The organism is Variovorax sp. WS11 (assembly GCF_010499245.1).
Classification (GTDB): Bacteria; Pseudomonadota; Gammaproteobacteria; order Burkholderiales; family Burkholderiaceae_C; genus Variovorax.
The window spans coordinates 2627034-2646508 of sequence record NZ_JAAGOW010000001.1; the positions used below are offsets into that span (position 1 = coordinate 2627034).

A 19475-nucleotide genomic window follows, 5' to 3' on the forward strand; every position below is an offset into this window, starting at 1 on the left:
AAATGCCGGTCCGGCAGGCACTGGGGAACCGCGGCGCGCAGGCCGCTGTCGTATCCTCGTGGCCGCTAGTCACCCCCACGGCCCCTGCGTTTGCGGACTGAGGGTGTGTCCCCAAGCCCCTCCCTCGGCTTTCCTTTTTTTCCTCATTCATGCGAATCCTCCTGGTCGAAGACGATGCCGTGCTGCGCGGCGTGATGCTGCGCAGCCTCGGCGATGCGGGCCACCGCGTCGACGTGGCGGCCAACGCCGAGGACGCGGACCACCTCTGGCGCGTGCAGTTGTTCGATGCGGTGCTGCTCGACCTCAGCCTGCCCGCCACCGCCAGCGAGACCAGCGGCCTGGCGAGCGGGTTGACCGTGCTGCGCCATGCGCGTGCGCGCGGCGACCGCACGCCGGTGCTGGTGCTGACGGCGCGCGACCGCACCGAGGAGCGCATCGCCGGGCTCGATGCGGGCGCCGACGACTATCTCGGCAAGCCCTTCGACCTGGCCGAAGTCGAGGCTCGCCTGCGTGCCCTGGTGCGGCGCGCGCAGGGCACCGAGGACATCGCGACGCTGGGCCAGCTCAAGCTCGATCGCAAGGCGCGCCGCTTCGCAGTGGCCGGCGCGCCCCTGGACCTGCCGGCGCGCGAGTTCGAGGTGCTGTGGGAGCTGATGAGCCCGCCGGGCCGCACCGTGAGCAAGCGGGCGCTGTCCGACAAGCTCTCCACCTTCGACGAGTCGCTGGGCGACAACGCACTGGAGGCCTTCATCTCGCGCCTGCGCAAGAAGCTGGTCGGCAGCGGCGCGGCCATCCGCACGCTGCGGGGGATCGGCTACCTGCTGGAAGCGGCGGTGTGAGCGTCGCCCGCGCGCCGGCACGCCGGGCGGCGGGCGCACCTCCGCTCAGCGGGCGCATGCTGCGGCGGGTGCTGCTGCCGCTGGCGCTGACCTGGCTGGTGGGCACCGCGGTGGCGGTGGCGGTGGCCGGCCACTTCACCGAGCAGGCCTTCGATCGCGCACTGCTCGACGACGCCTACGCCGTCTCGGCCAACGTCGAGTCCGGCGATCGCGATATCCGGTTGCAGCTGACGCCGCGGGAGGTCACGAGCGTGCTCTTCGATCAGTCCGAGAACATGTACTTCGCGGTGCTGCGGCAGGACGGCTCGCTGCTCGCGGGCCATGCGGGCCTGCTGGCGCCGGTGCCGGCGCAGGGCGTGCGCTACCGCTTCTCCGACATCGACTACCAGGGGCGGGAGCTGCGCGCGGTGGTGCTGAACCATGAGCCACCCGACGCCTTTCGCGTGGTGATCGCGCAGACCACGCGGGCGCGCAGCGCGCTGGTCGAGCGGCTGCTGGTCTACTCGCTGGCGCCGCAGCTGGTGCTGCTGGCGCTGCTGGCGTTCTGGCTGTGGCGCGGCATCGAGGGCGAGCTGCGGCCGCTAGGCGAACTGCGCCGGACGCTGGACCGGCGCGATGCGCGCGACCTGGCGCCGGTGCCGGTGGCGCGCAGCTCGCGCGAGCTGGAGCGCCTGGGCGATACGCTCAACGCCCTGTTCGAGCGCCTCGGGCACAGCGTGCGCGCGCAGCGCGAGTTCGCGGGCAACGTGGCGCACGAGCTGCGCACGCCGCTGGCGGGCATCCGCGCGCTGGCCGAGTACGGGCTGGCGCAGCAGGCGCCCGCCGTGTGGCGCGAGCAGCTGCAGCAGATCGCCGCCAGTCAGGCGCGCGCCAGCCGCCTGGTCGATCAGCTGCTCGGCCTGGCATTGGCCGACGAAGCGCGCACCGGCCTGCAGCGCGAGCCGCTGCGGCTCGACGTGCTGGTGGAACAGGCGGTGCTGCGCCATCTCGCGCGGGCCGATGCCCAGGGCGTGGACCTGGGCGCGCTGGGCCTGGAGGCACCGGTGACCGTGCTGGCCAATGCCGCGCTGGTGGAGGGCATCCTCGACAACCTGATCGACAACGCGCTGCGCTACGGGGGCCGCACCATCACCATCGCGCTCGCCGAGCGCACGCTGGCCGTGATCGACGACGGTCCGGGCATCGCACCCGAGCTCCAGCGTGCGCTGGTGCAGCGCTGGTCGCAGGGGCCCGAGGGCACGAAGCTGGGGCAGGGCGCCGGCCTCGGGCTGGCGATCGTGGCGCGCTACGCCGCGCTGCTGGATGCCGAGCTGCGCTTCGAGCAGGCCGGCGAAGCGGGCGGGCTGCGGGTCAGCGTGGCCTTCGGCGCGCCGCCCGAGCACGAGGATCAGTCCAACGCCGGATAGTCGATGTAGCCCTTCTCGCCGCCGCCGTAGAAGGTGCCCTTGTCCCAGGGGTTGAGCGGCGCGCCTTCGCGCAAGCGGCGCACCAGGTCGGGGTTGGAAATGAAGGGCTTGCCGAAGGCCACGAGGTCGTCGCCTTCCTTCAGGGCGGCTTCGGCCAGCGGCTTGTCGTAGCCGTTGTTCACCATCCAGGCGGCCCGGCCGCCGGCCTTGCGGTAGACGGCCTTGAGCGCTTCGTAGTCGAAGGGCCGGTCCTCCAGCTCGCGCGGCCCGCCGGTGGCGCCCTCGATGACGTGGATGTAGGCCAGGCCCAGCGGCGCGAGCTGTTTCACGACGTACTCGAAGAGTGGCTGCGGATCGGCGTCGTGCACGTCGTTGGCCGGCGTGACGGGCGACAGGCGGATGCCGGTCACGCCGCCGCCGACCGCGTCGACCACGGCGCGCGCCGCCTCGAGCAACAGGCGGGCGCGGTTCTCGATGCTGCCGCCGTAGTCGTCGCTGCGATGGTTGCTGCCGGTCTTGAGGAACTGGTCGAGCAGGTAGCCGTTGGCGCCATGAATCTCGACGCCGTCGAAGCCCGCGGTCTCGACGGCGTTGCGCGCGGCTGCTGCGTAGGCGTGGACGATGCCGGGCAGCTCGGCTGCGTCGAGGGCGCGGGGCTCGGAAGTCTCGGTGAAGGTGGGCACGCCGTCCTTGATCAGCACGGTCTTGGTCTTGGCCGCGATGGCCGACGGGGCGACCGGCTTGCCGCCGCCGGGTTGCAGCTCGTGGTGCGAGACCCGGCCCACGTGCCACAGCTGCACGACGATCTTGCCGCCCTCGGCATGGACGGCATCGGTGACGCGCTTCCAGGCCTGGAGCTGCTCGCCGGCGTAGAGGCCGGGCACGTCGGCATAGCCCTGGCCCTGGTGGCTGATGGCGGTGGCTTCGGTGATCAGCAGGCCGGCGCCGGCGCGCTGCGCGTAGTAAGTGACAGCGATGGGGGGCGGCACCGCGTTGGGCGAGCGGTTGCGCGTGAGCGGTGCCATGACGATGCGGTTGGCAAGCTTCAGATCGCCGGCCTCGATCGGATCGAAAAGGGAGGACATCCTTTTTGCCTTTTGTTGTGAAGGGATGGGCCTGACGGTAATGCGATGCGCTCGGCCGTGCTGCCGCGGGGTTGTCGCATTGCTGCTAGGAGATGTCTGGTCATGCTTCAGAATGGCCGTCCTCGATGACGACTTGCGCCGCTACGCTCACGCCCGCCCAAGCCCTGCGCCTGGCGCTCGCGTTGTCGCTGGGGGCGGCGGTCTCGCTGGGCATCACGCGCTTTTCCTATGGCCTGCTGCTGCCGCCCATGCGTGCCGACCTGGGCTGGAGCTACACGCTGGCAGGCGGCATGAACACGGCGAACGCGGCCGGCTATCTGCTGGGCGCGCTGATGACGCCGGCCTTGATGCGGCGCTTCGGGCCGCTGCGCCTGCTGGTGGGCGGTGCGGTCTGGGCCAGCCTCTTCATGGCGGCCAGCGGCTTCTTCACCTCGGCACCGGCCCTGCTGGTCCAGCGCTTCCTGGCTGGGGTGGCGAGTGCCTGGGTCTTCGTGGCGGGCGGACTGTTGGCCGCACGCCTCGGTGCGCAGCGGCCCGAACGCGCGGGCCTGCTGCTCGGCCTCTACTACGGTGGCACGGGCTTCGGCATCACGCTGTCGGCCTTGCTGGTGCCGCCGGTGCTGCAGGCCGCGGCCGGCCAGGCGCATGGGTGGGCCTGGGCGTGGTGGGCCCTGGCGCTGGCCTGCGTGGCGGCGACGGCGCTCTTGGCCAGTGCGGCGCGCGCGATGCCGGCCGATGCGCCCGCCGGCGTTGCGGCATCGCCGGCGACGGCCGCGATGCCGGGCAACGCCGTGCTTCGCTTCGGCTGGGCGTTGGCGGGCTACGCCATGTTCGGCGTGGGCTACATCGGCTACATGACTTTCGTGATCGCGCTGTTGCGCGAGCAGGGAGCGAGCCCGGGCAGCATCACGGCCTTCTATGCGCTGCTCGGCGTGGCGTGCGTGGCCTCGGCACGGCTCTGGGCGGGCCTGCTGGACCGCTTTCGCGGCGGCGGGCCGCAGGCGATGCTCAATGCGCTGCTGGGGGTGGCGACGCTGCTCCCGGTGCTCAGTGCCGCCTGGCCGGTGGCCCTGGTGTCGGGACTGCTGTTCGGCGCGGTCTTCCTGTCGGTGGTGGCGTCCACCACGGCCCTGGTGCGGCACAACCTGCCGGATGCGCAATGGGCGACCGGCATCAGCGCCTTCACCATCGTCTTCGCGCTGGGGCAGATCGTGGGACCGACGGTGACCGGCTGGATCTCCGATGGCGCCGGTGGGCTGGCGCGCGGCCTCGTGGCCTCGGCCGTGGCGCTGTGGATCGGCGCAGCGCTGGCGTGGCGTCAGCGGCCGCTGAGCCGCTGAGCCGCTGAGCGCGCCGCGCGCGTCTTGTCTTACTTGCTCAGGCCCTCGGCCTTGAGCGCTTCCTGCACGTTCGGCCGGGCACCGACACGCGCATGCCAGGCCTGCACGTTCGGGTAGGGCGACAGGTCGATCCCGACAGGCTTGGCCCAGTTGGTGACGGTGAACAGGTAGCCATCGGCCACGGTGAAGTGCTCGCCCATCAGGTACTCCTTGCCCTCGAGCTCGCGGTCGAGCCACTCGTAGCGCGACTGCAGCTTGGACTTGAAGACGGCCTTCGCCTCGTCGGGCATGGCGGGGTTGAAGAAGGGCGAGTAGGTCTTGTGGATCTCGGTGCCGATGAAGGTGAGCCACTCCTGCAGCCGATAGCGCGACAGCGTGCCCGCAGCCGGCGCGAGGTTCTTGGTGGGCGCGAGGTCGGCGATGTACTGCACGATGGCCGGGCCTTCGCGCAGGCGCGTGCCGTCGTCGAGCTCGAGCATCGGCACGTAGCCGAGCGGGTTGATGCCGTAGTAGTCGGTGCCGTCCTGCAGCTTGTGGCTCTTGGTGCTGGCGAGCACGGGCTCGAAGGCGATGCCGGCTTCGCGCAGCGCGATGTGCGGCGACAGCGAGCAGGCGCCGGGCGAGTAGTACAGCTTCATGCGAAAGACTCCAATGGAATGTTGGGAAACGATCTTGGGAGAGCAGGGGATGCTAGCGCTTTCGGCTGCGCCGCGTTTTTGTCCTACGGTGCCTCGGGCGGGCCGACTATCGGTGGCGAGGGAGGGCCTCCATATGCTCCGTGGCGCTGCGGCCGGGGCCGCAATCGAAGGAGTCCCTCCATGTTGAAGTACGCCATCATCTTCGCGATCGTCTCGCTGATCGCGGCCGGGCTCGGCTTCGGCGGCATCGCCGCAGGCGCGGCCGGGATTGCCAAGCTGCTGTTCGGTCTGTTCCTGATCCTGGCCGTTCTCTTCCTGGTGCTGGCAGCGCTGGGCATCGGCGCGGCGAAGAAGGCCTTGGACTGACAACGCCGCGGCGCCTGCGTCGCGGCCTGGGGAGGAATATGCATGTCTCGAATGTGGAAGCGGTGCTCGACTATGAAGTCGAGGCGCCATCGCACCTGGTGTTCAACATCGAGGCCGCGCGCAGCGGTGCGCAGGCAGTCGCCAGCGAGGCGCTGGTGATCGAGCCGGCGGTGCAGCGGCAGGCTTTTTGCGATGAGGGCAGCGGCAATCGCTTTGTCCGCTTCGATGCGCCGCCGGGTCCGCTGAAGATCCGCTATCGCGCGCAAGTGCAGCGCGCCCATGTGCTGGTGCCGTCCGAACTCGCGGAGCTGCCGGTGAACCAGGTGCCGAACGAGATCCTCCACTACCTCATGCCGAGCCGCTACTGCGAGTCGGACCTGATGTCGCGCTGCGCGCAGCAGCTCTTTTGCGACCTGCCGCCGGGCATCGGGCGCGTGCAGGCGATTGCCGACTGGATCCACGACAGCATCACCTACGAGCCCGGCACCAGCGACTCCACCACCACGGCGCGCGAGGTGTTCGTCGAGCGCGCGGGGGTGTGCCGCGACTTTGCGCACCTGGGCATCACCTTCTGCCGCGCGCTCAACATTCCGGCGCGCCTGGTGGTGGGCTACGTCTGGTTCGACGAGCCGCCGCAGGACTTTCATGCGGTGTTCGAGGCCTGGCTGGGCGGGCAGTGGGTGCTCTTCGATGCCACGCGCATGGCGCCGGTAGACCGCCTGGTGCGCGTGGGCACCGGCCGCGATGCGAAGGACGTGGCCTTCTGCACCTTCTTCGGGCCGGTGCGCATGACCGGCAAGACGATGAGTGTGCACGAGCTGCAGGACGAGCGCCTGGTGCCCTCGGCCGGGCCGGCGCCGAGCGGGCAGCTGGTGGGCATCGAGAAGCCCATTCCGGTGGCGGCGGCTTCCGTCTCGCTGCTGCAGACGCCGGCCGAGGCGCGTTTGCTATAAAAACGATAGCACACGACGAAGACGGCAGGCGACTTGGCGGCGAGTGCCGGACCGCGAGGCCTTGCCCCTGCGGGCCTCCAGGTGTCGCCTGCGCGATTAAAATCGACGCCCCTTTCCGCAAGCGCACGCGCAGGTGCGCCCCTCCCCATGCTCTATTCCGAAGAATTCGATGTGATCGTCGTCGGCGGCGGCCATGCCGGCACCGAGGGCGCGTTGGCCTCCGCCCGCATGGGTGCCCGCACGCTGCTGCTCACCCACAACATCGAGACGCTGGGGCAGATGAGTTGCAACCCGTCGATCGGCGGCATCGGCAAGGGGCACCTGGTGAAGGAGGTCGATGCGCTCGGTGGCGCGATGGCAATCGCGACCGATGAGGCGGGGATCCAGTTCCGTATCCTCAATTCGAGCAAGGGGCCGGCGGTGCGGGCGACGCGGGCGCAGGCCGACCGGGTGCTCTACAAGGCGGCGATCCGGCGCCGGCTGGAGAACCAGCCGAATCTCTCGCTCTTCCAGCAGGCGGTCGACGACCTGATGATCGAGGGTGACCGGGTGGTGGGCGCGGTGACGCAGGTGGGCATCGCCTTCCGGGCGCGGGCCGTGGTGCTGACGGCCGGCACCTTTCTCGATGGCCGTATCCATGTGGGCCTGGACAACTACCAGGCCGGGCGGGCGGGCGATCCGCCGGCGGTCAGCCTGTCGGTGCGGCTCAAGGAGCTGAAGCTGCCGCAAGGCCGTCTCAAGACCGGCACGCCGCCGCGGCTGGATGGGCGCAGCATCGATTTTTCCAAGTGCGTCGAGCAGCCGGGCGACGGCATGCCGGGCGGGGCAGGGCCGATGCCGGTCTTCAGCTTCATGGGCCGCGCCGACATGCATCCGGGGCAAATGCCTTGCTGGATCACGAATACCAACGCCCGCACCCACGACATCATCCGCTCCGGCTTCGATCGCAGCCCGATGTTCACCGGGAAGATCGATGGGGTGGGGCCGCGCTACTGCCCGAGCGTCGAAGACAAGATCAACCGCTTTGCCGACAAGGAAAGCCACCAGATCTTTTTGGAACCCGAGGGGCTGACGACCAACGAGTACTACCCGAACGGGATCTCGACCAGCCTGCCTTTCGACATCCAGTATCAGCTGGTCCGATCGATGGCCGGGCTGGAGAATGCCTACATCCTGCGGCCCGGCTACGCGATCGAGTACGACTACTTCGATCCGCGCGAGCTCAAGAGCAGCTTCGAGACGCGTGCCATCCAGGGGCTGTTCTTCGCCGGCCAGATCAATGGCACCACCGGCTACGAGGAGGCGGCGGCGCAGGGCCTGTTCGCCGGCATCAACGCGGCGCTGCTGTGCCGCGGCGAGGCGGCCTGGCTGCCGCGCCGTGACGAGGCCTACCTGGGCGTGCTGGTGGACGATCTGATCACCAAGGGCGTGACCGAGCCCTACCGCATGTTCACCAGCCGCGCCGAGTTCCGGCTGCAGCTGCGCGAGGACAACGCCGACATGCGCCTGACCGAGGCCGGCCGCAAGCTGGGCTTGGTGGACGACGTGCGCTGGGATGCCTTCTCGCGCAAGCGCGACCTTGTTTCACGTGAAACAGAGCGGCTGCGCTCGATCTGGGTAAATCCGCGGAACTTGCCGGCCAGCGAATCGGAGCGCGTGCTGGGCAAGGCGATCGAGCGCGAGTACAACTTGGGCGACCTGCTGCGGCGGCCCAACGTCGACTACGCCGCCCTGATGTCACTGGACGGGGGCAAGTACGCCGCGGACCAGCCGTTGGGCGAGTCGGAGATCGAGCAGATCGAGATCGCCGCCAAGTACGCGGGTTACATCGATCGCCAACACGACGAGGTCGAGCGCGCTGCGCATTTCGAGAATCTCAAGCTGCCGGCGGACCTGGATTACAGCCAGGTCAAGGCCCTGAGCTTCGAGGTGCGGCAGAAGTTGACCAAGCACCGGCCCGAAACTTTGGGGCTGGCCTCACGCATTTCGGGCGTGACCCCGGCTGCCATCTCGCTGCTGATGATCCATCTGCGCAAGGGCGGGCACCGCGCCTTCGCGCAGGACCCCTCGGCTGAACCGCAGCAAGTCGGGGAATGAGTTCCGATCGGGAGCTGCGCGAGGGCGCAGCGACGCTTGGGCTGACCCTGGATGACCAGCAATGCGAGCGGCTACTGGCCTACGGCGCGGTGATCCTGAAATGGAACAAGGTCTACAACTTGACCGCGCTGCGCGACCCGGCGAGCGTGCTGACCCATCACCTGCTCGACAGCCTGTCCGTCATCGGGCCGTTGGCCCGCGAGTGGCCGGGGAGGGCAGCGTTGCTCGATGTGGGTGCAGGGGCGGGGCTGCCGGGCGTGGTCATCGCGATTCTGCGCAACGACATTACTGTCACTTGCCTGGACGCGGTGGCCAAGAAGGCAGCCTTCGTCCAGCAGGTGGCAGCGGAACTCGGTCTGCCCAACCTGCGTGGCTTGCACGCCCGGGTGGAATCGCTGACCGGGAGCTACGAGCTGATCAGTTCGCGCGCCTTCGCCTCCTTGCCCGATTTCTTCGAAGGTTCGAAGCATCTGCTCGCGCCCGGTGGACGTTGGCTCGCCATGAAAGGCAAGACGCCAAGCGACGAACTGTCGCAGGTGGCCGCCGAAATCGAGGTGTTTCACGTGGAACAGCTGCGCGTTCCCGGGCTGGAAGCCGACCGCTGCATCGTCTGGGCGCGAAAACAGACGGCGTGAGCGGCCTTCCGCGCATCGACCTCGCTTAGACTCGAAGCCTCCCTTTCCGAGGCAATTTCCATGTTCGGCATCGCTGACTACGGCGCGTTCGTTGTCGCCATCATCGTTTTTCTGGCGATTCCCGGGCCGGGCAATCTGGCCATCATTAACTCCACCGGCAAGGGCGGTATCCGCGGCGGGCTCGCCGCCGCCTTCGGCGTGATCGCCGGCGACCAGGTCCTGATGTGGGCTGCAGTGGCTGGGGTTGCCGCGCTGCTGACTGCTTACCCGCCGGCCTTCAAGGCCATGCAGTGGCTGGGTGCTGCGTACCTGGCCTGGCTGGGATTCAGGATGCTGACCGCCAAGCCGGGCGCCGCGCCGGTGCTCAACATCCGGCCGCGCCAGTATTTCCGGCAGGCGCTGATGATCACGCTCCTGAATCCGAAGGCGATCGTCTTCTACATGGCCTTCTTTCCGCTCTTCGTCGACCCGGCGCATCACCAGGGCTTGCTGACCTTCGGCGTGATGGCGCTGACGATTGCGGTGCTGACCCTCGCCTATTGCCTGGGCGCCACGCTGCTTACGCACTTCCTTGCGGAGCGGCTGCGTGCCAATCCGCGCATCAAGACCCTGCTCGAAAAGTTGGCGGGCGTCTTCCTGATCGGCTTTGGCGTGAAGCTGGCGGCGTCCCAGTAGCATGGCGAAGATTTTCTGCATCGCGAACCAGAAGGGGGGCGTGGGCAAGACCACGACCACCGTCAATCTCGCTGCCGGACTGGCCAAGGTCGATCAGCGGGTCCTAATGATCGACCTGGACCCGCAGGGCAACGCGACCATGGGCTCGGGCATCGACAAGCGGCAGCTGGAAACCACCGTCTACGACGTGCTGCTCGAGTCCGCCTCGGTGGCCGAGGCGCGGGTGAAAGCCGAGAAGTGCGGCTACGACGTGCTGGGCGCCAACCGGGAACTGGCGGGCGCTGAGGTCGAGATGGTGACGCTCGATCGCCGCGAGAAGCGCCTGCGCACCGCGCTGGCCGCCGTCGGCGCCGAGTACGACTTCATCCTGATCGACTGCCCGCCCAGCCTGAGTCTGCTGACGCTGAACGGCCTGTGCTCCGCGCACGGCGTGATCGTGCCCATGCAGTGCGAGTACTTCGCGCTCGAGGGGCTGACGGATCTGGTCAACACCATCAAGCAGGTGCATGCGAACCTCAACAAGAACCTGCAGATCATCGGCCTGCTGCGCATCATGTTCGACCCGCGCATCACGCTGCAGCAGCAGGTCAGCGAGCAGCTCAAGTCCCATTTCGGCAACAAGGTCTTCGACACCGTGATTCCGCGCAATGTGCGGCTGGCCGAGGCGCCGAGCTATGGCCTGCCGGGCGTGATCTTCGATCCGGCCGCGCGCGGCAGCCAGGCTTTCATCGCCTTCGCGGAGGAACTGGTGCGGAAAATGCCGCCTGCCAGCGCGATGGCGGGTGCCGCCGCGGCGCCCGCACCGGTGCCGATGGATGCGCCGCCCGTTGTTGTCCAGGATCCCAATGGCCTCTGAAGGCCACCGGACCGATCTTTCTTGCTATCAATTTTGCAGCAGATGACCGCGTCCACCATCCTGTTGCTGCCCGGCTGGCAGAACAGCGATGCCCCGCACTGGCAAAGCCGCTGGGAGGCGGTCCATGGCGACCGCCGTGTCGAGCAGCATGAATGGATCCGGCCACTGCGCGGCGACTGGTCGGCACGGCTGGAGGAGGAAGTGCTGGCTTCGCCGGGACCGGTGGTTCTGGTCGCTCACAGCCTGGGCTGCATCCTGGTGGCCGCCTGGGCCGCCCATTCGCGCAACACCGACAAGGTGCAGGCCGCCCTCCTGGTGGCCCCGGGCGACCTCGAGCGAGAGGACCTGCGCCAGATGATTCCCGGCTGGGCGCCGATCGTGCGCCAGCCACTGCCGTTTCGCGCGCTGATGATTGCCGCCAGCGACGATCCCTACTGCAGCGCCGAGCGCTCGCGCGGCCTGGCGCGCGACTGGGGTGCCCGCTACCACGATGCCGGCCCGGGCGGCCATCTCAACGGCGAATCCGGCCTGGGCGACTGGGCCGCGGGCCGCCAACTGCTGAACGAAATCCTGAAAGAAGAATGACCTCGATGGCCACCAAAAAACCCAAGGGCCTCGGCCGTGGACTCGAAGCCCTTCTGGGGCCCACTTTCACCGGCCAGGACAGCTCGGCGAACGACGACGCCGCGCCGCCCAATCCGACCACCCTGAACCTCGACCAGATGGTCCCCGGCGTCTACCAGCCGCGCACCCGGATGGACGAGGGCGCGCTCTACGAGCTGGCGGAGAGCATCAAGGCGCAGGGCATCATGCAGCCCATCCTCGTTCGCCGCATCGACGGCGACGCATCGCGCGCAAACAACAACGCCGAGTTCGAGATCATCGCGGGCGAGCGCCGCTTCCGCGCCGCCAAGCTGGCGGGCCTCGACAGCGTGCCCGTGCTCGTTCGCGACGTGCCGAACGAAGCCGCGGCTGCCATGTCCCTCATCGAGAACATCCAGCGCGAAGACCTCAACCCGCTGGAAGAGGCCCAGGGCTTGCAGCGCCTGGTCTCCGAATTTGGGCTCACTCACGAGTCGGCGGCCCAGGCCGTCGGCCGCTCGCGCAGCGCCGCCAGCAACCTGCTGCGCCTGCTGAACCTCGCCGAGCCTGCCCAGGCCATGCTGATGGCGGGCGACATCGACATGGGTCACGCGCGCGCGCTGCTGTCGCTGGACAAGGCCACCCAGATCACGGCGGCCAACCAGATCGCGGCCAAGAAGCTTTCGGTGCGCGAGGCCGAGGCACTGGTGAAGAAGCTGGGCGCCGAGTTCAGCCTGCGGCCGCCGGTGCGGCGCGGCGGAGTGGAGAAGTCGCGCGACCTGCAGCGCGTCGAGGAAGAACTGGCCGACCTGCTGGCCGCCGAGGTCGAGGTGCGCATCAAGAAGCGCAGCAAGCGCGGGGGCAAGGTGGAGCAGAGCGGCGAGCTCGCCATCCATTTCGGCTCACTCGAAGCCCTCAACGGCCTCATCGACCGCATCCGCCAAACGGTCTAGTTGCAAAGTGGGGAAGTCCTAGCTTCCGGATGGTTGTCCGGAGGCTTCTTTGCGCCTATGCTCTGCCGGTTACTTTTTCTAACCTAATAGCCTGAAAGTATTCAGAGGGAATCCGACCATGAACTCCGCCCGTCTTTCGCTTGCCGTCGCCGTGGGCGCACTTTTCCTGACCGGCTGCCAGACCACCGACATGCAGATGGGCAGCCAGAGCGCGAAGACGGTGGCCACCGGCAGCGCCGCCGGCACCGCCTCGGCCAACGCCAGCGGCTCTCTGGAGCGCTGCGCCTCGCCGCTCGGCACGGTCTCGCTGATCGAGAACCAGTCGGCCGGCTGGTACACCATCCTTCGCAACGAATACCGGCTGCCGCCCACCGCCAACCTGCTGCGCCTGCTGGTGCAGCAGTCCAACTGCTTCGTTGTGGTGGAGCGTGGCGCCGCGGGCATGAACGCCATGGGGCGTGAGCGCGACCTGATGGCCTCGGGCGAGATGCGCCAGGGCAGCAACTTCGGCCGCGGCCAGATGGTCGCTTCGGACTACGGCCTGTCGCCCGAGATCGTCTTCAGCAACAGCAATGCCGGCGGCATGGGCGGCGGGCTCGGCGGCTTGGTCGGCGGGCGCTACAGCGGCGTGCTGGCGGCGGTGGGCGGCAATCTCCAGACCAAGGAAGCCAGCGCGCTGCTGACGCTGATCGACAACCGTTCGGGCGTGCAGGTCGCGGCTTCCGAAGGCAGCGCCTCCAAGACCGACTTCGGTGCGTTCGGCTCGGTCTTCGGCAGCGGCGGCGCGGGCGGCCTGGGCGGCTACACCAACACGGCGCAGGGCAAGGTGATCAGCGCCGCCTTCATGGACGCCTTCAACCAGATGGTCGTCTCGCTGCGCAACTACAAGGCGCAGACGGTGCAGGGCCAGGGCCTGGGCGGCGGTGGCCGGCTGGGCGTCGATGGCGGCGCGGCACCTTCGCAGACCTCGGCGCCGGCAGAGCGGGCGCCGGCGCGCCGCAAGTAATTCGAGAGGGAGCGCCGAAGTTCGGTCGGCGCACAAGAAAGCCCGGCCTCCTTGCGAGCGCCGGGCTTTTTCTTGGCGCCTCAGAGACTGAAGATCTTCCCCGGATTCATGATGTTCTTCGGATCCAGCGCACGCTTGATGGTCCGCATCATGTCGATGGCGCCGACGCCGGCCTCGTCGACCAGGAACGCCATCTTGTGCAGGCCCACGCCGTGTTCGCCGGTGCAGGTGCCTTCGAGCGCCAATGCGCGCGACACCAGCGCGTGGTTGAGCTTCTCGGCGGTCACGCGCTCCTCGGGTGCGTTCGGGTCGAGCAGATAGCCGAAGTGGAAGTTGCCGTCGCCCACGTGGCCGACGAGGAAGTAGGGGATGCCGCTGTCATCGGCCTCCGCCACCGATTCGAGCAGGCAGTCCGCGAGCCGCGAGATCGGCACGCAAGTGTCGGTGGAGATCACGCGGCAGCCCGGGCGCGATTGCACCGCCGCGAAGTAGCTGTTGTGCCGCGCGGTCCACAGCCGCGTTCGCTCCTCCGGCGTGCTGGCCCATTCGAAGGCCTTGCCGCCATGGCCGCTGGCCAGCTCCTGCACCGTCTCGGCCTGTTCCTTGACGCCGGCCGGCGAGCCGTGGAACTCCATCAGCAGCATCGGCTCCTCGCGCAGCGCCAGCTTGGAATAGGCGTTCACCATGCGCACCGTGTTGACGTCGATCAGTTCCACGCGCGCGATCGGCACGCCCAGCTGGATGATCTCGATGGTGGTGCGCACCGCGGCCTCGATGCTCGGGAAGGAGCAGATCGCGGCCGACACCGCCTCGGGCAGCGGATAGAGACGCAGAGTGATCTCGGTCACCACGCCCAGCGTGCCTTCGCTGCCCACGATGAGGCGGGTGAGATCGTAGCCGGCCGATGACTTCTTCGCGCGCGTGCCGGTGCGGATCACCTCGCCGCTCGCGGTGACCACCTCGAGCGCCAGCACGTTCTCGCGCATGGTGCCGTAGCGCACCGCGTTCGTGCCGCTCGCGCGCGTGGCCGTCATGCCGCCGATCGAGGCATCGGCACCGGGGTCGATGGGGAAGAACAGGCCCGTGCTCTTGATCTCCTCGTTGAGCTGCTTGCGCGTGACGCCGGGCTCCACCGTGACCGTGAGGTCTTCGGCATTGACCGAGAGCACGCGGTTCATGCGGCTCACGTCGATGCTGATGCCGCCCTGTACCGCCAGCAGATGGCCTTCGAGCGAGGAGCCGACGCCGAAGGGGATCACCGGCACGCTGTGCTCGCTCGCGAGCTTCACCGCATCGGCCACGTCCTGCGTGGTCTCGGCGAAGACCACGGCCGCGGGGGGCGGCGCGTCGAACGAAGACTCGTCGCGCCCGTGCTGCGTGCGCACCGCGAGCGCCGTGGAACAGTTGTCGCCGAAGCGGGCCTTCAAGGCCTCGATCAAGGCGTCGGGCACCTCGCGCAGCGCGATGGCAGGGGTGAGCTGGGAGAGGGCGGTGGGCGCGTTCATCGGCGGGTCTCCTGAGGGGGCTACCATTCTACGAACCACCTTCCACGAAGACACCCACATGGGCAACCGACTCACACAGATCGCCACGCGCACCGGCGACGACGGCACCACCGGCCTCGGCGACAACACGCGCGTGCCCAAGGACCACCTGCGCGTGCACGCGATGGGCGAGGTGGACGAGCTCAACTCGCATATCGGCCTGCTGCTGTGCGAGCCGATGCCGGCACCGGTGCGCGAGCTGCTGGTCGACGTGCAGCACCAGCTCTTCAACCTGGGCGGCGAGCTCTCGATGCCTGGCTACACGCTGTTGAAGGGCGAGGCGCTGCTGCAGCTGGACAACGCGCTGGCCGAGCACAATGCCGCGCTGCCGCGGCTCGCCGAGTTCATCCTGCCGGCCGGCACCCGCGCGGCTGCGCAGGCCCATGTGTGCCGCACCGTCGCCCGGCGTGCCGAGCGTGCGCTCGTCGCGCTCGGTGCCGAGGCCGAGCTCAACGACGCGCCGCGCCAGTACCTCAACCGCCTGAGCGACCTGCTGTTCGTCCTGGCGCGCGTGCTGAACCGCGTGGATGGCGGCGACGACGTGTACTGGAAGAGCGAACGGATGGCACGCGCCGCCGCCGCTGACGACCAATGAAACACCCGATTCGAGGAGACCGACTCATGACCATCAAGCCCCTCTCATGCGCCTGCGCCGCCGCACTCGCGGCTTGCCTGACGCTGCCGGTGGCGGCATCCGCGCAGAACGCGAACGATCCGCCCACGGCGCAGCGCGCCCACACGCTCAAGTCGCCGCCGCAGAACAACAAGGTGCTCGGCGGCATCCAGCGGGGCAGCGATGCCGCTGGCCGCAGCATCGACCACGCCGACTCGGCGACGCGCCGGGGCGTCAGCAATACCTCCGAGCGTGCGAGCAGGCCGATCCGCAACTTCGGCGAATCGTTGGGCCGCAAGCTGCCCGGGGGGCACGGCCGCAGTGCGCCGCCTTCCGTGGGCCCGCAGGGCAGCGCGCCCTGAGACGCTCCCGCGGCGAGTCTTTACCCGCGCTTACACCCTTCATGCCCGCCACATCGGCGGCGCGCCGCGGCGATACATGGGCTTTCCATACTGCACCCATGTTCCAACGCACTGAAGGAGTCGCAATGAACAAGCGCAGCAGGATTCGTACAAGCGTCGTCGCCGCCATGCTGGCCCTCGGCATGGCCGGAAGCGCGCTGGCGCAGGACGACGGGCACGGACATCGCGACCGCTACAGCCGTCACGACCAGGACGGCCCTCGCTACTCGCAGCGGTACGACCGCGACCACGACCGGCGCGGACATTGGGAAGCACGGGACGACCATCGCCGCTGGGACGAGCACCGCGCCTGGCGTCGCGGCGGCTATCTGCCGCCGGTCTACCGCGGCCACTATCAGGAGGTGGGCGACTGGCGCACCCACAGGCTGCAGGCGCCGCCCAGCGGCTACCACTGGGTGAGCGCGAACGGCGACTTCGTGCTGGCGGCGATCGCGACCGGGCTGATCGCCCAGATCATCGCGTCGAACTAACCGAGGGGATCAGGCGGTGGTTGCGGCCGTCTGGGCGCACACGTTGCTTCCAGTGATGGTCAGGCGCAGCCCGCCGCCATGCCATTCGAGCCAGTTCAGCGCCACGTAGGCTTCGATGTCGGCATCGGCGATCTGGTCGGCCTGGCGCTGCTTCAACAGGGTGACCGTGGCGGGCAGGGCCTGCCTCAGCCGCTCCCGCGCCTCGTCGGCCGCCGCGGAGGCGGGGTTGCGCGTGGGAAGAGAAGTCGATGCCTTGGCCAAAATCGCTCCGATCGCAGACGAAAGAGACCAATGTACGCTTCCTGCAAGCGCCGTCACGGACCTTTTTCGCGAAATGGCCGGCAGCGGGCGCCGCCCGGCATCGACGGCGCCCCTACTTGCGCGGCGTCTTCAGCAGCTTGCTGACCTCGTCCACGTTGGAGCGGATGCGCTGGCTCACGATGTCGAAGGCCTCGGCCTGCGACTTGGCCGCCAGCTCCGACAGCTCCCGGATGTCGTCCAGCGCCTGCTTGAAGGCGGCCTTGCCCATGGCGTCGAGCTTGGCGAGGTTCTCGCGCGGCTCGGCGGGCGACATGCCCTTCACCGTGCCCTGCCAGTCGACGATCGAGGCCTTGAGCATCTCGGTCTGGCGCGCCACTACGGCCTGCAGCCCCTGGTAGGAGCGCTCGTTGGCCTCCATCAGCGCCTGCAGGTCCTTGCGCCCGCTCTCGACGATGGTGCTGGCCGCGCCGGCCAGCGGGAGATTCTGCAGGCGTTCGGCCATGCCCTTGAGCGGCTTGACGAAGGCCTCCTGCACATCGTCCGCGACCGTCGGCCGCGCCTTTTTGGCGCCGGCTGTGCTGCTCGTCTTGCTGCTTGTTGCCATGCTTCACTCCGGGTTGTGGTTGGAGCCGCCACGATACGCCCACACCCCGGCTGGATGGAAGTCGCAAACGCCCCAATTCTTCTTGTCTTGCAATTTCGCACGCATGTGCTAAATTTGGCCGCATGGACGCCAAGACCCAGAAGAGCGAGCTGACCCGCACGGCCATCGTCGGCGCGGCGATGGACCTCGCCGCCGCGGAGGGCCTGGACGCCATCACGCTGCAGACCGTCGCCACGCGCCTGGGCTTGTCGAAGAGCGGGGTGTTCTCCCGCGTCGGCTCGCGCGAGGCGCTGCAGAAGGCCGTGATCGAGGAGTTCGGCCGCCGCTTCCTGGCCGACGTCTTCGTGCCCGCGATGCAGAAGCCCAAGGGCCTGGCGCGGCTGGACGAGATCGTCGCGCGCTGGATCGTGCGCACCCGCGACGTGGAGACTGAGACCGGCTGCATCTATACCGCCGGCGCCTTCGAGTTCGACGACCGCGAGGGCGAGTTGCGCGACCTGCTGGTGGAGGAGGTCACGCGCTGGCGCGCCGCCCTGCGCCGTACCGTGCTGCAGGCCATCGAGACCGGTGAGCTGCGGGCCGACACCGATCCTGCGCAACTCGTGAGCGAGATCAACGGCCTGATCATGTCCTTGCTGCACGACGCACGCTTCCTGCGAGACACGCGCGCCGCCGACCGCGCTCAACTCACCTGGCAGCGGCTGCTGGCCAGTTACCGCGCCTGAAACCAATGCCTGCCGCCGCCCTTGCCCTTCGCTCATTCACATTTCGCACAATCGTGCGATAAAGGAGAAAACCATGTTGATCGCTCTCTTGTTCCTCGGCGCCTGCCTCGTCGGCCTCGGCCTGCGTTCGGCCGCCGACACGCTCCGTAGCCTTCCCCAAAGCAACGAAGACTGGGTCTGGTACTGAACAACAAGGAACCCGCCATGACGACTGCCACGTCCACCGCCGCCCCCTCTGCCGCGGCCTCCAACTACTACGGTGCCAGCCCCTGGATGCGTGCCCTGCGCCTGGCTCTCGGCGCATCGCAGCGGGCCTGGCCGGCGCTCGGCGTGCGCGCGGCCTACCGCCTGTTCGGCACGCCGCTGCCGCTCAAGTGGCTGAACCGCCGCCATGGCCCCGAGGCCGGATGGCAGCGCGAAGCCTGGGCCTTCGAGAACGCCGACCTGGGCCTCTACACGCCGGACGCGGCCTCGCCCGAGGCGCCGCGCGTGCTGCTGGTGCACGGCTGGGGCGGCCACGCGGGCCAGATGCTGCCGCTGGCGCAGGCCCTGGCGGGCGCCGGCTTCGCCCCGCTGCTGCTGGAGATGCCGGCCCATGGCAGAAGCGCCGGGACGGTGAGCAACCTGCCGCAGTTCGCGCGGGCCATCGACTACGTGGCGGCCCGGCTGGCACTGGAGGGCACGGCGCTCAAGGCGATCGCGGCGCACTCGCTGGGCGCCAACGCCCTGGCCTACGCCGCCAGCCGCGGCCTGCGCGCGGAACGCCTGGTGCTGCTGGCGCCGCCCGCATCGCCGCATGCGTTCACCCGCTACTTCGCCCATGTGTTCGGCCTCAGCGAGCGCACGCGGGCTGCCATGCAGCACCGCATCGAGGCGCGCGAGGGCATCCTGATGCCGCTGCTGGAGCCCGCCGCCGTCGGTCCGCGCATCGCCCAGCCCACGCTGGTGGTGCATGACCAGGGCGATCGCGTGAATCGCTTCGCCGACGGCGTGGCCTACCGCGACGCGATCGCCGGTGCAGAGCTGGTCGCGACGCAGGACCTGGGCCACCGCCGCATCCTGAGGGAGCCCTCGGTGCTGCAGCAGGTGGCCGCCTTCATCTCGAAGGCTTGACCGGGGCCGCTCAGCGCGTTGCGAGCGCGGTCCCGTCCGGGAGCTCGATCTTCACCTCGAGCACCTCGAGGTTGTCCTGCTTCTCCAGGTGGACCTTGATGTCGTCGGCATTGATCGACACGTACTTGGAGATCACCGCGATCAGCTCGCGCTGCAGCTCCGGCAGGTAGTCGGGCCGGCGCTTGCCGCTCAGGCTGCTGCGCTCGTGCGCGAGGATGATCTGCAGCCGCTCCTTGGCGACGGCTGCCGTCTTCTTCTTTTCGCCCAACAGGAACGAGAGGAAAGACATCCC

23 protein-coding genes are annotated in these 19475 nt (G+C 68.8%); 17 read left to right on the top strand and 6 right to left on the bottom strand.

What is annotated here, in order from left to right:
- The first annotated feature begins 149 nt into the window (after nucleotides 1-149).
- Nucleotides 150-839: a response regulator transcription factor gene (locus GXN78_RS12915; protein ID WP_106559691.1), complete on the top strand. Its 690-nt coding sequence runs from the start codon at nucleotides 150-152 to the stop codon at nucleotides 837-839.
- A 56-nt stretch (nucleotides 840-895) separates the two neighbouring features.
- On the top strand, nucleotides 896-2245 hold the full coding sequence (locus GXN78_RS12920; RefSeq protein ID WP_106559724.1) for a sensor histidine kinase: 1350 nt from the start codon (nucleotides 896-898) through the stop codon (nucleotides 2243-2245).
- On the opposite strand, the gene GXN78_RS12925 is transcribed toward GXN78_RS12920, so the two are convergent.
- Complete coding sequence (locus GXN78_RS12925; protein WP_106559692.1) at nucleotides 2227-3330, bottom strand: alkene reductase; 1104 nt, start codon at nucleotides 3328-3330, stop codon at nucleotides 2227-2229. The two genes, GXN78_RS12920 and GXN78_RS12925, sit on opposite strands and share 19 nt — an antisense overlap.
- Before the next feature lie 125 nt (nucleotides 3331-3455).
- On the opposite strand from GXN78_RS12925, the gene GXN78_RS12930 reads away from it, so the two are divergent.
- Nucleotides 3456-4670: a YbfB/YjiJ family MFS transporter gene (locus GXN78_RS12930; RefSeq protein ID WP_106559693.1), complete on the top strand. Its 1215-nt coding sequence runs from the start codon at nucleotides 3456-3458 to the stop codon at nucleotides 4668-4670.
- A gap of 29 nt (nucleotides 4671-4699) precedes the next feature.
- Here GXN78_RS12930 and gstA read toward each other — a convergent pair whose 3' ends face one another.
- Nucleotides 4700-5308 carry a glutathione transferase GstA gene (gstA, locus tag GXN78_RS12935; protein ID WP_106559694.1) on the bottom strand — a complete coding sequence of 203 codons (609 nt, stop codon included), beginning with the start codon at nucleotides 5306-5308 and terminating at the stop codon, nucleotides 4700-4702.
- 180 nt (nucleotides 5309-5488) lie between these two features.
- On the opposite strand from gstA, the gene GXN78_RS12940 reads away from it, so the two are divergent.
- The 9 genes from GXN78_RS12940 to GXN78_RS12980 all read left to right on the top strand — a co-directional run bounded on the left by GXN78_RS12940 (nucleotide 5489) and on the right by GXN78_RS12980 (nucleotide 13431).
- Entirely contained in the window at nucleotides 5489-5674 is a 186-nt protein-coding gene (locus GXN78_RS12940; RefSeq protein WP_106559695.1) for a DUF1328 family protein, read from the top strand.
- Nucleotides 5675-5712: 38 nt separating this feature from the next.
- Entirely contained in the window at nucleotides 5713-6627 is a 915-nt protein-coding gene (locus GXN78_RS12945; RefSeq protein WP_106559696.1) for a transglutaminase family protein, read from the top strand.
- Between the two features lie 147 nt (nucleotides 6628-6774).
- Nucleotides 6775-8724, top strand: coding sequence for a tRNA uridine-5-carboxymethylaminomethyl(34) synthesis enzyme MnmG (gene mnmG / locus GXN78_RS12950; RefSeq protein WP_106559697.1), 1950 nt, complete (start codon nucleotides 6775-6777; stop codon nucleotides 8722-8724).
- Entirely contained in the window at nucleotides 8721-9359 is a 639-nt protein-coding gene (rsmG, locus tag GXN78_RS12955; RefSeq protein ID WP_106559698.1) for a 16S rRNA (guanine(527)-N(7))-methyltransferase RsmG, read from the top strand. Before mnmG ends, rsmG begins: the two co-directional genes overlap by 4 nt.
- A gap of 60 nt (nucleotides 9360-9419) precedes the next feature.
- Nucleotides 9420-10034 carry a LysE family transporter gene (locus tag GXN78_RS12960; protein WP_106559699.1) on the top strand — a complete coding sequence of 205 codons (615 nt, stop codon included), beginning with the start codon at nucleotides 9420-9422 and terminating at the stop codon, nucleotides 10032-10034.
- A 1-nt stretch (nucleotide 10035) separates the two neighbouring features.
- On the top strand, nucleotides 10036-10890 hold the full coding sequence (locus GXN78_RS12965; protein ID WP_106559700.1) for an AAA family ATPase: 855 nt from the start codon (nucleotides 10036-10038) through the stop codon (nucleotides 10888-10890).
- Between the two features lie 42 nt (nucleotides 10891-10932).
- Nucleotides 10933-11475 carry an alpha/beta fold hydrolase gene (locus tag GXN78_RS12970; protein WP_106559725.1) on the top strand — a complete coding sequence of 181 codons (543 nt, stop codon included), beginning with the start codon at nucleotides 10933-10935 and terminating at the stop codon, nucleotides 11473-11475.
- Between the two features lie 5 nt (nucleotides 11476-11480).
- Nucleotides 11481-12425 carry a ParB/RepB/Spo0J family partition protein gene (locus GXN78_RS12975; RefSeq protein WP_106559726.1) on the top strand — a complete coding sequence of 315 codons (945 nt, stop codon included), beginning with the start codon at nucleotides 11481-11483 and terminating at the stop codon, nucleotides 12423-12425.
- A 118-nt stretch (nucleotides 12426-12543) separates the two neighbouring features.
- Complete coding sequence (locus GXN78_RS12980) at nucleotides 12544-13431, top strand: CsgG/HfaB family protein (RefSeq protein WP_106559701.1); 888 nt, start codon at nucleotides 12544-12546, stop codon at nucleotides 13429-13431.
- An 80-nt stretch (nucleotides 13432-13511) separates the two neighbouring features.
- On the opposite strand, the gene GXN78_RS12985 is transcribed toward GXN78_RS12980, so the two are convergent.
- Nucleotides 13512-14936: an FAD-linked oxidase C-terminal domain-containing protein gene (locus GXN78_RS12985; RefSeq protein ID WP_106559702.1), complete on the bottom strand. Its 1425-nt coding sequence runs from the start codon at nucleotides 14934-14936 to the stop codon at nucleotides 13512-13514.
- A gap of 58 nt (nucleotides 14937-14994) precedes the next feature.
- On the opposite strand from GXN78_RS12985, the gene GXN78_RS12990 reads away from it, so the two are divergent.
- From GXN78_RS12990 to GXN78_RS13000, 3 genes are all read left to right on the top strand, one after another.
- A complete protein-coding gene (locus tag GXN78_RS12990; protein ID WP_106559703.1) occupies nucleotides 14995-15570 on the top strand; it encodes a cob(I)yrinic acid a,c-diamide adenosyltransferase in 576 nt (191 codons plus the stop codon).
- A 26-nt stretch (nucleotides 15571-15596) separates the two neighbouring features.
- Nucleotides 15597-15950 (top strand): hypothetical protein, encoded by a 354-nt coding sequence (locus GXN78_RS12995; RefSeq protein ID WP_106559704.1) that lies wholly within the window; start codon nucleotides 15597-15599, stop codon nucleotides 15948-15950.
- A 125-nt stretch (nucleotides 15951-16075) separates the two neighbouring features.
- Nucleotides 16076-16480, top strand: a complete 405-nt coding sequence (locus GXN78_RS13000) for an RcnB family protein (protein WP_106559705.1) — start codon at nucleotides 16076-16078, stop codon at nucleotides 16478-16480.
- 9 nt (nucleotides 16481-16489) lie between these two features.
- Here GXN78_RS13000 and GXN78_RS13005 read toward each other — a convergent pair whose 3' ends face one another.
- Both GXN78_RS13005 and phaP read right to left on the bottom strand, forming a co-directional pair.
- Nucleotides 16490-16741, bottom strand: a complete 252-nt coding sequence (locus GXN78_RS13005; RefSeq protein WP_181360654.1) for a hypothetical protein — start codon at nucleotides 16739-16741, stop codon at nucleotides 16490-16492.
- A 112-nt stretch (nucleotides 16742-16853) separates the two neighbouring features.
- Complete coding sequence (gene phaP / locus GXN78_RS13010) at nucleotides 16854-17345, bottom strand: TIGR01841 family phasin (protein WP_106559706.1); 492 nt, start codon at nucleotides 17343-17345, stop codon at nucleotides 16854-16856.
- 122 nt (nucleotides 17346-17467) lie between these two features.
- Between phaP and GXN78_RS13015 the strand changes: the two genes are divergently transcribed.
- A complete protein-coding gene (locus GXN78_RS13015) occupies nucleotides 17468-18070 on the top strand; it encodes a TetR family transcriptional regulator (RefSeq protein ID WP_106559707.1) in 603 nt (200 codons plus the stop codon).
- Nucleotides 18071-18274: 204 nt separating this feature from the next.
- Nucleotides 18275-19183, top strand: coding sequence for an alpha/beta hydrolase (locus GXN78_RS13020; protein ID WP_106559708.1), 909 nt, complete (start codon nucleotides 18275-18277; stop codon nucleotides 19181-19183).
- Nucleotides 19184-19193: 10 nt separating this feature from the next.
- Here the strand turns inward: GXN78_RS13020 and minE are convergent, their stop codons facing one another.
- On the bottom strand, nucleotides 19194-19472 hold the full coding sequence (gene minE / locus GXN78_RS13025; RefSeq protein WP_106559709.1) for a cell division topological specificity factor MinE: 279 nt from the start codon (nucleotides 19470-19472) through the stop codon (nucleotides 19194-19196).
- Between the last annotated feature and the right edge of the window lie 3 nt (nucleotides 19473-19475).

What these genes read in the sequence shown, in the direction of transcription:
- GXN78_RS12920 (WP_106559724.1), top strand. Translation starts at nt 896, where the DNA reads ATGCTGCGGCGGGTGCTGCTGCCGCTGGCGCTGACCTGGCTGGTGGGC.
- GXN78_RS12980 (WP_106559701.1), top strand. Translation starts at nt 12,544, where the DNA reads ATGAACTCCGCCCGTCTTTCGCTTGCCGTCGCCGTGGGCGCACTTTTC.
- GXN78_RS12965 (WP_106559700.1), top strand. Translation starts at nt 10,036, where the DNA reads ATGGCGAAGATTTTCTGCATCGCGAACCAGAAGGGGGGCGTGGGCAAG.
- phaP (WP_106559706.1), bottom strand. Translation starts at nt 17,345, where the DNA reads ATGGCAACAAGCAGCAAGACGAGCAGCACAGCCGGCGCCAAAAAGGCG.
- GXN78_RS12915 (WP_106559691.1), top strand. Translation starts at nt 150, where the DNA reads ATGCGAATCCTCCTGGTCGAAGACGATGCCGTGCTGCGCGGCGTGATG.
- GXN78_RS12945 (WP_106559696.1), top strand. Translation starts at nt 5,713, where the DNA reads ATGCATGTCTCGAATGTGGAAGCGGTGCTCGACTATGAAGTCGAGGCG.
- minE (WP_106559709.1), bottom strand. Translation starts at nt 19,472, where the DNA reads ATGTCTTTCCTCTCGTTCCTGTTGGGCGAAAAGAAGAAGACGGCAGCC.
- mnmG (WP_106559697.1), top strand. Translation starts at nt 6,775, where the DNA reads ATGCTCTATTCCGAAGAATTCGATGTGATCGTCGTCGGCGGCGGCCAT.
- GXN78_RS12940 (WP_106559695.1), top strand. Translation starts at nt 5,489, where the DNA reads ATGTTGAAGTACGCCATCATCTTCGCGATCGTCTCGCTGATCGCGGCC.
- GXN78_RS12970 (WP_106559725.1), top strand. Translation starts at nt 10,933, where the DNA reads ATGACCGCGTCCACCATCCTGTTGCTGCCCGGCTGGCAGAACAGCGAT.
- GXN78_RS12960 (WP_106559699.1), top strand. Translation starts at nt 9,420, where the DNA reads ATGTTCGGCATCGCTGACTACGGCGCGTTCGTTGTCGCCATCATCGTT.
- GXN78_RS12990 (WP_106559703.1), top strand. Translation starts at nt 14,995, where the DNA reads ATGGGCAACCGACTCACACAGATCGCCACGCGCACCGGCGACGACGGC.
- GXN78_RS13020 (WP_106559708.1), top strand. Translation starts at nt 18,275, where the DNA reads ATGACGACTGCCACGTCCACCGCCGCCCCCTCTGCCGCGGCCTCCAAC.
- rsmG (WP_106559698.1), top strand. Translation starts at nt 8,721, where the DNA reads ATGAGTTCCGATCGGGAGCTGCGCGAGGGCGCAGCGACGCTTGGGCTG.
- GXN78_RS12930 (WP_106559693.1), top strand. Translation starts at nt 3,456, where the DNA reads ATGACGACTTGCGCCGCTACGCTCACGCCCGCCCAAGCCCTGCGCCTG.
- GXN78_RS12975 (WP_106559726.1), top strand. Translation starts at nt 11,481, where the DNA reads ATGGCCACCAAAAAACCCAAGGGCCTCGGCCGTGGACTCGAAGCCCTT.
- GXN78_RS13015 (WP_106559707.1), top strand. Translation starts at nt 17,468, where the DNA reads ATGGACGCCAAGACCCAGAAGAGCGAGCTGACCCGCACGGCCATCGTC.
- GXN78_RS13000 (WP_106559705.1), top strand. Translation starts at nt 16,076, where the DNA reads ATGAACAAGCGCAGCAGGATTCGTACAAGCGTCGTCGCCGCCATGCTG.
- gstA (WP_106559694.1), bottom strand. Translation starts at nt 5,308, where the DNA reads ATGAAGCTGTACTACTCGCCCGGCGCCTGCTCGCTGTCGCCGCACATC.
- GXN78_RS12995 (WP_106559704.1), top strand. Translation starts at nt 15,597, where the DNA reads ATGACCATCAAGCCCCTCTCATGCGCCTGCGCCGCCGCACTCGCGGCT.
- GXN78_RS12985 (WP_106559702.1), bottom strand. Translation starts at nt 14,936, where the DNA reads ATGAACGCGCCCACCGCCCTCTCCCAGCTCACCCCTGCCATCGCGCTG.
- GXN78_RS12925 (WP_106559692.1), bottom strand. Translation starts at nt 3,330, where the DNA reads ATGTCCTCCCTTTTCGATCCGATCGAGGCCGGCGATCTGAAGCTTGCC.